The organism is Bradyrhizobium sp. USDA 4369, from assembly GCF_054056435.1.
The window spans coordinates 4,160,656-4,173,476 of sequence record NZ_JBSRYH010000001.1; the positions used below are offsets into that span (position 1 = coordinate 4,160,656).

Annotated in this window: 11 protein-coding genes; 3 read left to right on the plus strand and 8 right to left on the minus strand. The window is 66.3% G+C overall.

The features are described 5' to 3' along the window. Window positions 1-23: 23 nt before the first annotated feature. Entirely contained in the window at window positions 24-2,195 is a 2,172-nt protein-coding gene (locus ACVIJ6_RS18795) for a GAF domain-containing protein (protein ID WP_456773897.1), read from the minus strand. Beyond that, window positions 2,196-3,566, minus strand: a complete 1,371-nt coding sequence (gene ppsR / locus ACVIJ6_RS18800) for a transcriptional regulator PpsR (protein ID WP_456773898.1) — start codon at window positions 3,564-3,566, stop codon at window positions 2,196-2,198. Between the two features lie 314 nt (window positions 3,567-3,880). Here ppsR (ACVIJ6_RS18800) and ACVIJ6_RS18805 point away from each other — a divergent pair, with 314 nt between their 5' ends. Further along, the gene (locus ACVIJ6_RS18805) at window positions 3,881-4,315 is read left to right on the plus strand and encodes a c-type cytochrome (protein ID WP_172237513.1); all 435 of its coding nucleotides are present in this window, start codon (window positions 3,881-3,883) and stop codon (window positions 4,313-4,315) included. A 263-nt stretch (window positions 4,316-4,578) separates the two neighbouring features. Here ACVIJ6_RS18805 and ACVIJ6_RS18810 read toward each other — a convergent pair whose 3' ends face one another. The 6 genes from ACVIJ6_RS18810 to ACVIJ6_RS18835 all read right to left on the minus strand — a co-directional run bounded on the left by ACVIJ6_RS18810 (window position 4,579) and on the right by ACVIJ6_RS18835 (window position 10,717). Further along, complete coding sequence (locus ACVIJ6_RS18810) at window positions 4,579-4,842, minus strand: hypothetical protein (protein ID WP_456773899.1); 264 nt, start codon at window positions 4,840-4,842, stop codon at window positions 4,579-4,581. A gap of 11 nt (window positions 4,843-4,853) precedes the next feature. Continuing rightward, on the minus strand, window positions 4,854-6,065 hold the full coding sequence (locus ACVIJ6_RS18815) for a geranylgeranyl diphosphate reductase (protein ID WP_456773900.1): 1,212 nt from the start codon (window positions 6,063-6,065) through the stop codon (window positions 4,854-4,856). Between the two features lie 2 nt (window positions 6,066-6,067). Next, on the minus strand, window positions 6,068-7,402 hold the full coding sequence (locus ACVIJ6_RS18820) for a BCD family MFS transporter (protein ID WP_456773901.1): 1,335 nt from the start codon (window positions 7,400-7,402) through the stop codon (window positions 6,068-6,070). Further along, entirely contained in the window at window positions 7,399-8,301 is a 903-nt protein-coding gene (gene chlG / locus ACVIJ6_RS18825; RefSeq protein WP_456773902.1) for a chlorophyll synthase ChlG, read from the minus strand. The genes ACVIJ6_RS18820 and chlG overlap by 4 nt, the downstream gene beginning before the upstream one ends. 13 nt (window positions 8,302-8,314) lie before the next feature. Continuing rightward, window positions 8,315-9,682, minus strand: coding sequence for a transcriptional regulator PpsR (gene ppsR / locus ACVIJ6_RS18830; RefSeq protein WP_456773903.1), 1,368 nt, complete (start codon window positions 9,680-9,682; stop codon window positions 8,315-8,317). Window positions 9,683-9,820: 138 nt separating this feature from the next. Then, the gene (locus ACVIJ6_RS18835) at window positions 9,821-10,717 is read right to left on the minus strand and encodes a cobalamin B12-binding domain-containing protein (protein ID WP_456773904.1); all 897 of its coding nucleotides are present in this window, start codon (window positions 10,715-10,717) and stop codon (window positions 9,821-9,823) included. A gap of 229 nt (window positions 10,718-10,946) precedes the next feature. Between ACVIJ6_RS18835 and bchF the strand changes: the two genes are divergently transcribed. Next, window positions 10,947-11,537: a 2-vinyl bacteriochlorophyllide hydratase gene (gene bchF / locus ACVIJ6_RS18840; RefSeq protein ID WP_456773905.1), complete on the plus strand. Its 591-nt coding sequence runs from the start codon at window positions 10,947-10,949 to the stop codon at window positions 11,535-11,537. Further along, entirely contained in the window at window positions 11,534-12,820 is a 1,287-nt protein-coding gene (locus ACVIJ6_RS18845; RefSeq protein ID WP_456773906.1) for a ferredoxin:protochlorophyllide reductase (ATP-dependent) subunit N, read from the plus strand. Before bchF ends, ACVIJ6_RS18845 begins: the two co-directional genes overlap by 4 nt. The last annotated feature ends 1 nt before the right edge of the window (window position 12,821 follow it).

Consider the following 12,821-nt stretch of genomic DNA (forward strand, 5'->3'; position numbering starts at 1 on the left):
GCCACACGCCGCGGGACTTGCTCTCACTCCTCGCTCTGCGAGCGATACCACACCAGATGCTCAAGGATGCCCAGCGTCCGCGCGGTGGAATTCCGGATGCTCTCCAACATCTCCGGCATGCCGCCCGCTTCGGCGCCGTGCGTCACTTCGAGCGCGGCGAGCTGCGCATTCTCCACCGTCGAGGCCGCCAGCTCCTTGTAGATCAGGCTGGCGCGCTGATCGAGCCGAAGGCTCGGCCGCCGCGCGCCATCGATCTCCTCCTGGAAGCGCGCGCGGGCCGCCTCGGCCGTCTTGCGTTCCGTCAGGTCGGAGAAGATCAGCACGAAGCCGAGTACGCGGTCGTAGGGCGCAATGACCGGGTCGGCGCGCACCATCAGCGGTCGCTGCGAGGCCCCGCCGCTCAGCGTCAGCTCGCCACGCCAACTGCGCTTGTTGCGCATGAGGTCGTCGAGATTGGCGCGGAATTCTGCCGGTGCCGTGAAGTAGCTGCCGAGATCGCGCAGATGCGGAATGTGCGGATGCGAGGCGCGTAGCTGCTGCTCGAATGCCTCGTTCATGAGCAGGATGCGACCTTCGACATCGGCGATGATCACCGGTTGCTCCGACCGCAGCACCTGGGCGCTGATCGTGGCGAGCTGGTCCTGCGCAATCACCATGCGCACCGAGCGAAGCTGCAGCGCAACGTCGGCCACGGTCTCGCTGATCAATCGGGCCGAGGCCAGCTCGGCCGGCGACCATGGTTCCGACTTGCCTTCGACCAGCTGGTGCCATTGCGCGAAGGAGCGGCGCGGCGACAGATCCGATGGATCGTCGCCGATGATGACCGCCTTGAGCGGATCGCCGCCCCAGGTCACCGTCCTCACCTGCTCGGGCCTGAACCAGAGCAGGTACTCGCCCTCGCTCGCCGAGAGCGGGGCCGCGATCAGCCCGCTCGCGATCGAGCGGAGATCCATGAAGGACGGCTCATCCAGCGTCAGCGCGGCGGTCACCGTCAGGGCTTGCGGCGCCGGCTCCGTGGTCTTGCGCCGGCGATCCAGCCAGGCGGCGAGATCGCGGATGCGCTGCGTCGATGGAACGTCGCCGGCAGTCGTGACCTGGCCTTCGAACAGCAGCGCGGCGCCGGTCGCGCCAAGCGGCTGCAGCAGCGACTGTGAGCCGTCGAACAACGCCGCCTGCCATTCGCCGTCCCGCGAGACCGCCTCGACCAGCCGCTGCTCGAGCCGGCGGACGACCAGCTCGGACTGGCTCTGCGCGAAACTTTCGAGCGCAGCGATCCGGATTGCGCAGGTCTCGGCCAGCGCCTCGCAGGCCGCGCGGATATCGAACGGCACGAAGCGCGGCTCATAGTGATGACAGGCGATCAGGCCCCAGAGCCTGCCGCTGACGATCAGCGAGCACACCAGCGTGGCGCCGACGCCCATGTTCTGCAGATATTTCTGATGAATGGGAGACATGCTGCGCAGGCAGCTCAGCGACATGTCGAGGTCGCGCCCGTTCAGTGGCGAGATGCGCGGCTGCAGCGGCACCGGCGTGTAGTTGACGTCGACGAGCAGGCGCACGCGGTTGCGCTCGTAGAGTCGCCGCGCGATCTGCGGAATGTCCGAGGCCGGGTAGCGGTTGCCGAGAAAGGCTTCGAGCTCGGGCCGTCGCCGCTCCGATAGTACCTCGCCATGGCCCTCGTCGTCGAAGCGGTACACCATGACCCGGTCGTAGCCGGTGATCTCCCTGAACATCGTCGCAGTCTCGTCGCAGAGGCCGAGCAGCGACGATGACGAGGTGATGCGGTGGAAGGCGCCGTCGAGCGCAGGGGCGATGTTGGTCGTCTTCGTCGCCGGTTCCAGCTCGATGATCAGTCCGCCATTCGACGGGCGATGAATTGTGCAGTCGACGCGGCGCGGCGGCGCCCCCACCGCGCAACGCAGGGTCATCGGCGCCAGATGCAGCGGGCCGTTCAGATGCGGCAGGATCTGTAGCGCCAGGTCGCCGCCGAGATCGCGCAGCGGACGTCCGACCACCGATTTGGTGTTGAGGAAGGTCGCTGCATTGGTGCTGGCCTGGATGACGACATTGTCGGGCTCCTTCACCGCCAGCAGGATGCCATGCGGCTGGATCGAGCCTGCGAGATGAATCTGTTCGCGCTCGCAATTCGCAAGAGTAGCGTGGCCGAAGGCTGGCGTCGTCAGCGGAACGGGCAACTAGCTCCCCTTTTCGGTTTCCTCGCCGTTTTCTTCGAGTTGGCTCAGATTATACCGATCAAGCTTGGCGTAAAGGCTCTGGCGGCTGAGGCCGAGAATTTCGGCGGCCGAGGTCCGGTTCCCATTGGCCAGCTCGAGCGCGGCGCGGACGTAGTGCTGCTCGACGACCTCGACCGTGCTCCTCACCAGATCGCGCAGTGGTGTTTTGCCGACCGATTCGTTGAGGCCGGCGAGCGCTGCTCGCAGATTGTCATGCTCCCCGGTCGGCGACAACCGCCTCGAGATGTTGCGCAGAACGAGGCCGATCCGGCGCTGGCCGTCCTGGCCGTGCGCCGCGGCGGAAATCTCGACCTCCGTCTCGGTGCCAAGCTCACCCTGGATGGTGGTCGACAGCAGCCGAACGGTTCCATGGCGCTCGACATTGGAGATCAGAACCGACAGGTCGGCGCCTGGGCGCGTCAGCCAGCGGCTCAGCTTCTCGCCGACGAGCGCATCTTTCGATCCGACCTCGACCAGCTCTAGGAATGCGCGGTTGGCGCGCGTGATGGCGCCGGTGACGTCGATGCTGATGACGGCGTCCGGAAGGTTGTCGATCAGCCGTTCCGGATCGTCCGACACCGGGCCGCGCTGCATGGACTTGCCGATCGGCGCCATCTGCAGCAGGAACATCGGTGCGTTGTCGCTGGTCATCAGCGATCCTCGGAGCATCCAGGGCGCGGCGTCCTCGCCGAGATGGATCACGATGCCCGGCGCCTTACCCTGGTCGCGGACCCGCCTCAGCATGAGCTCGACAGGCTCGCGGTCCTTGTCCGGAATCTCGTGCAGGAACTCGCGGCCGACCAGATTGTCGCGGCGCCGGTTCGACACGCCGAGGGCGGCGGCTGCCGTTCGGTTGGCCTCGACGATACGCAGATCCGAGACCTTGGTCAGCAGTACCGCCTCGTTGGAATCCTCGATCACCAGCCGGTAGCGCGTCTCGATCTCGCGTAGGCGCCAATAGTCCCGCTCGATGGTCTGCTGCGCCGAGATCAGCCGGGCCTGCAGCTCTGCGACCGCCTGCAGGTTCTTGCCGATCGCCAGCATGCCGGCGCGGCCACCGAGCAGCACGGTGGTGAATTCCATCGGCAGCTCCAGGCCGCTGGGGAACCGCTGGGTGATCTGGCGAAAGGCGGAAATGCCGGTGCGCTTGGTGTCGTGCATGATGCGCTCGATCTTCTCGCTCGCATCATCGACGATCTCCGACCAGAGGCGGCCGAGCCAGGCGTCGACATTCTCTGCAGACATGGATGGGGACAGCGTTGCCTCGCGGATCACGCCGTCCATGTCGAGCAGCAACGTCACGTCGGGTCGTGGACCGTGAAACTCGGCCATGGTCTTGGCACCCGTTGGATACGCTCGCTAGGATTGCGTCGCCGTCAGTTGGCGCGCATTTTGAAGGCGCCGCGCCTCATCCCGCTAACGTATTGAGAGTCTTGGATATGTCGTTAGCCCACGCAGGGCCCTCAGTGTCAAGGCTTATTTACGAGCATGCAACTTTCGTTGGTATTCCTGCGCCTATTGCATGATCGAAGTGCGACTTAAGCGCCCAGTTTTGTCGCGCTTGTGAATGACAGTCGATCCTGACACTGCTAGCTGTAAGGGGCAATTACATGCACTAACAACCAGGACTATTGGGAGGATCGGGAATGCTCAGAGCGGGTGTGGTTGCGATGGCTCTTACGGTAACATCTGCTGGCGCCGGCTTTGCGCTCGACGGCGGTGACCCGGCGAAAGGCGAACAGATCTTCAAACAATGCATGACCTGCCATCGCATCGGACCCGACGCGAAGAACGCTGTCGGCCCAGTGCTGACCGGCGTCGTCGGCCGCGCCACCGGGACGTATCCAGGCTTTGCCTATTCGGACCTCAACAAGCACGCTGGCGAAGCCGGCCTGGTCTGGACCGAGGACAATATCTTCGAGTACCTCCCCGACCCCAGCGCCTTTCTCAAGAAATATCTGACCGAGAAGGGCAAGGCGGACCAGGCCACCGGCTCCACCAAGATGGTGTTCAAGCTCGCCAACGAGCAGCAGCGCAAGGACGTTATCGCCTATCTGAAGACGTTCTCCGAGAAGAAGTGATCGAGGGCAGGACGGCGCTCAGGTCCTGAGCGGCGAGCCATCCACACACATGTGTCGTCCCCGCGAAAGCGGGGACCCATACCGCGTGATCTTTCTCGAGGCGCGCTGCGCGTTGAAGCGTCTGCGCAACAGATTTCGGCCTGTGGCTATGGGTCCCCGCTTTCGCGGGGGCGACAGCTTCGGGGGCCGTCGGCAGCCGGGCACGCGTGAGAGCGTTCCGCCGTCGGCACAGCGCCTGAAACGGCTATCCACTCAGAAGACTATCACCGCCACCGCTGCCGGAGATCGGCGGCGTTGGCGATGCCGGAGGCGGCGAGGCAGCCTGCGAGCCAGAACCACGGCGCCTCGGTCAGAGCGCAGCGCACAGCGAGCAGCAGGAAGACCCCGGCGAGCAGATTGGGCAGCAAGGCCCGCGGGCTGATGCCGCGACGGCGCCGCCGCCAGATCCATGTCACGGCGATCAACTCAAGGGCGACGACCGCGAGGATCAGATCGACCAGATGCTGGCTGCGAAACAGCTCATCCATTGCCCGAGTTGCTACGCCGCCTTCGCGAGCCCGGTGAGGTGGGCGATATTCTTGAAGAAGATCCGGACATGCGACAGCGGCTTGGCCCGAACCAACTCCTTGTTCATGTAGGCATCCCAGGTCAGCTGCTGGACGTCGCGGTCGCGGCAGATGGCGACGAAGCGCTCGCGGCGGGCGTCGTTCGTGTACCAGTAACGCTGCATCATGCCGAGGATGAAGAACACCGCACCATGCTTGCGCATGAAAGTCTTGCGGGCGGTCGCGAGGGCTGCGGCGTCCCCTGTCTTCAGAAACAGCGCCACCGCATTCGCGGCCGCGCGACCGCCGGCCATCGCATAATAGATGCCTTCGCCGGAGGCCGGCGCCACCACGCCGGCAGCATCGCCGGCGAGCACGACGTCGCGGCCATTGTCCCAGCGCGACAGCGGCTTCAGCGGGATCGGCGCGCCTTCGCGGCGGATCGTCTGCAGATCGTCGAGCGCGGCCGCCTTCCGGAATTCGGCGACCGAGCCGCGCAGTGAAAAGCCCTTGCAGGCGCTGCCGGTGCCGATGCTGGTGGTCGGTCCGTGCGGGAACACCCAGCTATAGAAATCCGGCGACAGCTTCCCGCGATAGACGACGTCGCAGCGGGTCGCGTCGAACACCGGATGGCTGCGATCCGGCGAGCGGATAATCTCGTGATAGGCGAACACGTAGCGGATCTCGCGGACTTCCGGGATGCATTGCCGCGCCACCGCCGACACCGCGCCATCGGCGCCGATCACGGCGCGCGCACGCACGCTGTCCTCGCGCAAGCTGCCGTCGTCCATGCGACGCTCATAGTGCACCACGGCCGTACCATCGGCCTCGTGGGCTAGTCTGCTGAACGTGCCGGTGCGGCGGACCGCACCGCCCTCGGCGGCGCGTCGACGCAGCCATTCGTCGTAATGCTCGCGATCGACCATGCCGACGAAGCCGCCGTCGATCGGCATGTCGACGTCCCTGTTGCTCGGCGATACCATGCGGGCCGACGAGATCCGGGCGACCAGCAGATGATCGGGGATCTCGAACTCGGCGATCAGCCGGGGCGGAATGGCGCCGCCGCACGGCTTGATGCGGCCGGCTCTGTCGAGCAGCAGCACATGGTGGCCCTGGCGAGCCAGATCATTGGCGGCGGTCGCGCCGGCGGGGCCGCCGCCGACGACCACCACGTCGAACGTCTCGGAGGAGGACGAGGGGTTCATCGCTAGGCTCCTTGGTTGGCCGGCTGCGCCGGAAGCGTCGATGTCTGCGTGCGCGGACGCCTGATCCAGATCGCGAGCCAGGCGGAGAGCACGAACAGCGCCGCTTCGGCGGCGAATACCGTCGCATAGGCGGAGGCGGTCGAGGGCAGGAAGTGCCGCGCGGCGTCCGCGGCGGCCGTGCCGACGAAGCCGCCGATGCCGAACGAGATCGCCTGCGAGGCGCCCCACAGCCCCATGCGCGTACCCTCGCGATTGTCGCGGCCTTCGCTGACCATGTTCATCATCGCGCCGATCGCCGCGATGGCGTAGACGCCGTTGGTGATGCCGAGCAGCAGCACCGAAGCGCGCAGCGGCCAGGACGGGCCGACGGTCGCGGCGGCGACGAGGCTCAGCAGTGCCAGTGCCGAGGCGAGGCAGCCGCCGATGATCCAGGGCTGCGGCCGCGTCCGCCAGTCTGCGCGCAGGCTCGCCAAGGCCGGCATCAGGATCATGCCGATCAGCGCGCCCATGTGCTGCACGGACGAGAGCTGCGTGGTCTGGCCTGGCGTCATGCCGAAGACGCTGCCGGCGAACGGCTCCAGGATCAGGTCCTGGGCGCTGTAGGCCAGCATCGAGACGAAGATGAAGATCGCGAAGCGCCGCGCCTGCGGCTCGCGACAGATCTCGCGGAAATCCTCCATGAAGCCGCCGCGCTCGGCCTTGGCGGTGGACGCCTCGGTGGAGATCTCCGGCTGCTCGATGCCCCAGACGCCGAGCAAAGTCAGCACCATCGCGATCGCCGAGACGGTGCCGGAGACCAGCATCAGCCGCTCGCCGGAGAACGGATCCAGCGCCTTGCCCGCCACGGCCGTGGTGACGATGAAGCCGGCGATCATCATGATCCAGGCGATCGAGGCGGCGGCACTGCGCCGCTCCGGCGCGGTGCGTTTTGCGAGCAGCACCAGGAGCGAGGTGCCGGCGGCGCCGACGCCGATGCCGATCATGATGAAGGCGATCACGGCCACGACCAGGCCGAGCACGAGCTGGCTCGCCATCAGCGCGGTGGCAACGGCCGCGAGCAGGCCGCCGGCCGCGAGCACCGCCATGCCGCCGACGATCCAGGCAAAGCGACGCCCGCCGACATCGGAGCCGTGGCCGAGCCAGGGCCTGAGCACCTGCATCGCATAATGGATCGCGACCAAGAGGCCAGGGATCATCGCTGGCAGCGCCAGCTCGATGACCATCACGCGGTTCAAGGTCGAGGTCGTCAGCACCACGACCGCGCCGAGCGCAGTCTGCACCAGGCCGAGCCTGACGATGCCGAACCAGGAGAGCGGGGCGGGCGCGGCACCGATCATGCCGACATCCCCGCCAGCGCAAAGGCCGTCACCAGCATGCCGAGAACATAGAGCAGCACGCCGGTCCCGTTGTACCAGGGCGCAAGCGTGCGCGGGTCGGTCATCAGCCGCCGCATCAGCACCAGCTGGGCCGCGATCAGCACCGCGACGATCGCGGCATGCACCGGGCGGCTCCAGGCCACGAGCAGCGCGAGCACCGCCATTTGGGCCAGCGCCATGGTGATGCAGGCGAGGCGCGCGGCGCGCTCGGCGCCGAGCAACACCGGCAGCGAGTTGACGCCGCTGACGCGGTCGCCGCCGATCGACTTGAAGTCGTTCAGGGTCATGATGCCATGGGCGCCGGCGCTATACAGCAGCGCGATCGCGAGCACCTGCCAGGAGGGCGCCTCTGCGCTCATGATCGCAGCGGCCGTGATCCAGGGCAGGCCCTCGTAACACAGGCCGACGGCGCTATTGCCCCACCAGCCGTTCTGCTTCAGTCGGATCGGGGGCGCGCTATAGGCCCACGCCAGCGCAAGCCCGAGCGCCGCCGCAGCGAAGCCCCAGGTGCCGAGCAAAGTGGCGACGCCGAGCGACAGCACGGTCCAGATCAGCGCGACATAGAGGCCCCAGCGCCCGGGAATGCGGCCCGACGGGATCGGCCGGTGCGGCTCGTTGAGCGCATCGACATGGCGGTCGAACCAATCATTGACCGCCTGGCTGGTGGCGCAGACCATCGGTCCGGCCAGCACGAGGCCGGCGATCACGATCGGCCAGCGCGGCGCCAGCGCTGCACCCGACGAGACGACGCCGCAGCCGAATGCCCAGATCGGCGGAAACCAGGTGATCGGCTTCAGCAGCTCGAGAACGGCCGTGGGCTGGATCCGGGGAGCAAGCGGGGCGGGCGCGATCTCGGTCATGGCGGCTCTTCCACTATTCCAACTGGCTGTCTTCTTCGCTCGGCTCGGCGAGGCCGTAGCGCCGCAGCTTGACGTAGAGGCTCTGCCGGCTGAGCCCGAGCATCTCGGCGGCGGTGGCGCGGTTGTCCCCGGTCAGCTTGAGTGCAGTTTCGATGCACATCCGCTCGATCACGTCGGTGGTCTCGCGCACCAGCTCTTTCAGCGGCACCCGGCCGATCAGCTCGGCGAGCTGCTCGCGCGAGCGCGGAATGTAGCCGTGGTCGCCGCCGTCGCTGGAGATCCGCGGGCCGACATTGCGGATGGTGAAACCGAGCCGGGCCTGGCCGGGCGCGCCGACTGTGGTGGCGGAAATTTCGACATCGACCGGCGAGCCATGCTCGCCGCGGACGACGCTGGAGAACAGCTTCACGCTGCCGTGCTGGCGCAGATTGGTCAGCATGACCGAGAAATCGATGGCCGACTTGCCGATCCAGCGGTCGATGGTCTCGCCCAGGATCTGATGCATGTTCTCGATCTGGGCGAGTTGCAGGAAGGTGGCGTTGGCGTGCAGCAGCCTGCCGTCCATGTCGGTGATGACGAAGCCGTCCGGCGCCGATTCGACGAATTGCACCAGCTGGGTGTTGACGTCGGACGCCTTTGCGATGGCCGGCGGCGTGCTCTGCGGCGAGAACCGCAGCAGGAACAGCGATGACGTATCCTGGCGGAAGAAGGTGCCGTCGAGCAGATATTCGCGGCCGCCGTCGAGCGTGATCTTGGCGCGCTCGATCTTGCCCTGCGAGCGAATCGCCAGCGCCAGCGATTGCGACAGTGCGTTGTCGTCTATCAGCAGGGCGTCGGGAAACAGCTTGCCGATCAAATTGGCGGCGCCATGGTCGAGCAGGGCGGCGGCCGCCGGATTGGCCTCGACGATGCGATGGCTGACCGCGTCAATGATCAGCACCGGCTCGGAGGTGATCTGGAACAGGATCCGATAGCGCGATTCGGCGTTGCGCATGCGCGAGTAGTCGCGCTCGATCGCCACTTGCGCCTCGATCAGCTTCTGCTGGAGCGCGGCGGTGGCGCGGACATCGCGACCGACGGCGATGAAGCGGGCCGCGCCCTTGATCGCCACGACCGCGAACAGGATCGGAATGTCAGGCCCGCGCGCGGCCGGATAACGCACCTCGCGCCAGCGCGATACCTTGCGCTGGGAGGCTTCGGCGAGCAGCAGCTCTGGCTTGGTCTGGCTTTCCTCGGACACTGTTGCTTGCCAGGATCTGCCGATCCACTCGTCTGTGTTTCTCAATTCAAGCGGTAGCCCGGCCTGTTGAAAAGCCAGGTCCTGAATGTTGCCGTCGGCGTCGAGCGCGAGCGCAATGTCGGACGCTGCGGCCACCAGCATGGCCGCGACATCCGCATTGAGATCGCCAAGCGACTCTTTTGGAGCTCTGAACGCCCTCACCAACGCCGTTGTCCTCCCAATCAAGGAGCCCTCGCGCGGCAAGTCTCGTTCCAGCATTCATCTTCACTGCACCCTCAGCTATCGCCGTTCGGTCAGAAGACTGACGACGTGCCGGGCTTGCGAAGCCTCTCTGCTCAGATCGGAGACGACACCGTCGCCGCCGACCAGGAGAACGAGTTCAGGCCGTTCAATAAACGCAGGACCGCAGACCAGCACGCCGATGTCCTGGTTCGAGGACTCGCGCCGGACCATCCTTATGTTTGAGGCGAGATCGTCAAGCTTCTTGTCGCTCGTGGCGAAAAACTCGACGACGTTGAACCATTGCGTGCGAAGCGCCTCGACAAAACCGCGGTCGGTTGTATCGGGCTCGATCCATGTCTCGAAACCGTCGCGACGGAAGAATTCGCTCGCCAGCACCAGACCGAACATCATGTGGCCCATTTCGCGCCGATCGCCGGGCGCTGTCGTCAACAGCACGCGCAGGCCGGTCGGCGCCACGGCGAACTCGGCGCAGAAGGCCGGACTGAAATGGCGCAGCAGCTGCTGCAGCCGCCACAGCGCCAGCGTGATATCGGCGAAATCGCGCTCGTCGTCGGCCCAGAGATGGCGCAGATGGTTTGCGGTCGGCACCAGCAGATCGAGATAGATCCGCTCCAGCGTCTCGCCATGGTCGCGATGCGCCTGGATGCAGGCGACCGCGCGATCATCGTCCGCGTCCAGCACCAGTTCGGCAAAATCGGCGGCTTCCTGCGCCGAAGCGGTGATGATCGCGGGCACGCGCTCGATGGCCGCGGCGTGGGCCATCACGAGCCGCGGAATGATCTCGGCTTCGATCGCGTCGTTGAGTTGCGGATGGCGCGTGCTCTGCAAGGGCACGCTGATGCGCGGAGGCGCCGGCGGGTGAAAGCCGGATTGTCCCCGCTTCGTCCGGAAGCGGGCTCGTGGAAATCGGGCTGTCTCATTGAGCTCGGTCATAAGCGCCTCCCCTCCATATGAGCGCACGTCACTCGTTGCGTCAATATTATTTGACGTCAATTTTGATTGACACTCTTCCTGCCCAGGTCTAGCGTTTCCTCATCGGGCTCGCACTCGGGGATTTGCGATGCGCCACCTGCGAACTGCACAACGTAGCGTTGATCAAACCGAGTGCGGTGCACCAATAACGTCCCTGTGGTTGTCGTCATCGCAGCACCGGGAACTGGTGTTGTCAAATCATCTTTACACATCGTGTGACGCGCAATTCACGTCTGCCGCTGATCCGTCGCTGTGGAGTCAACTCTGCTTCACATCTCGGTCCGCGCCCCGTGCAAAGCGGCAACCGCTTTACACCGCTGAGGAAAAGTGCAGGCGCGACGCCACGCCGTGGACCCTGGTGCAGGGCGTTCTGGCGCCGCTGCAGTTTCTCGTTTTCCTGATCAGTCTCGGATTGGTGGCGCGCTATCTCGTGACCGGCGAGGGCCTGTGGCTCGCCACCGCCTCGGTCGTCCTGAAGACGGTGCTGCTCTACACCATCATGATCACCGGCTCGATCTGGGAACGGGTCGTTTTCGGGCGCTATCTGTTCGCACCGGCCTTCTTCTGGGAGGACGTGTTCTCGATGCTGGTGATCGCGCTGCATACGGCCTATCTCGCCGCGATCATCGGTCACATCGGCACGGCACAGCAGCAGATGCTGCTGGTGCTCGCGGCCTACGCTGCCTACGCGATCAACGCCGCGCAATTCCTGCTCAAGCTGCGCGCGGCGCGGCTGCAGGAGCAGGCGATGGCGCAGGCTGGTGCGGAGCGCGCGTCATGAACGCCCATGCGCAGGCCTGTGCCGTGACATCAGCCGCTTCGCCGGACGGCGTGCTGCGCGAGCGCGGCCAGCGCGAGGTGTTCTGCGGATTGACCGGCATCGTCTGGCTCCACAGGAAAATTCAGGACGCGTTCTTCCTTGTCGTCGGCTCGCGCACCTGCGCGCATCTGATCCAGTCGGCCGCCGGCGTGATGATCTTCGCCGAGCCGCGCTTTGCCACCGCCATCATGGAGGAGCGCGATCTCGCCGGCCTGGTCGACGCCAATGACGAACTCGACCGCATCGTCGCGCAGCTCCTGGCGCGGCGGCCGGAGATCAAGCTGCTGTTCCTGGTCGGCTCCTGCCCGTCGGAGGTGATCAAGCTCGATCTGTCGCGCGCGGCGCTGCGACTGTCGCAGCGCTTCTCGCCCGGCGTGCGCGTGCTCAACTACTCCGGCAGCGGCATCGAGACGACGTTCACCCAGGGCGAGGATGCCTGTCTCGCATCGCTGGTGCCGGTGCTGCCGGCGGCGGAGCGCTCGGCGCGGCCGTCGCTGCTCGTGGTCGGCGCGCTGGCGGATGTCGTCGAGGACCAGTTCAAGCGGACCTTCGCCGCGCTCGGCATCGACCAGGTCGCATTCCTGCCGCCGCGGCGCTCGGCGGAGCTGCCGGCGATCGGCCCGCAGACGCGCGTGCTGCTGGCGCAGCCGTTTCTCTGCGACACCGCGCGCGCGCTCGAGGAGCGCGGCTGCCGCCGTATCGCGGCGCCGTTCCCGCTCGGCGGCGAAGGCACTGCGTTGTGGCTCGCGGCCGCGGCCGACGCCTTTGGCGTCTCGCACGCCCATGTCGAGCGGACCATCGCGCCGCTCAAGGCGCGAGCGGAGCGGGCGCTGGCGCGCTACCGCGCGCAGCTCGCCGGCAAGCGCGTCTTCCTGTTTCCGGACTCGCAGATCGAGATCCCGCTGGCGCGCTTCCTGTCGCGCGAGATCGGCATGGAGCTGGTCGAGGTCGGCACGCCCTATCTGCATCGCGATCATCTTGCTTCCGAGCTGGCGCTGCTGCCTGATGGCACGCAGCTCAGCGAAGGTCAGGATGTCGAGCGCCAGCTCGATCGCTGCCGTGACGCGCGTCCCGATCTCGTTGTTTGCGGGCTCGGCCTCGCCAATCCGCTGGAGGCCGAGGGGCTCACGACGAAGTGGTCGATCGAGCTGATCTTCACGCCGATCCAGGGTTTCGAGCAGGCCGGCGATCTCGCCGAGCTGTTCGCGCGGCCGCTGCTGCGCCAAACCAGATTGGCGGTGTGAG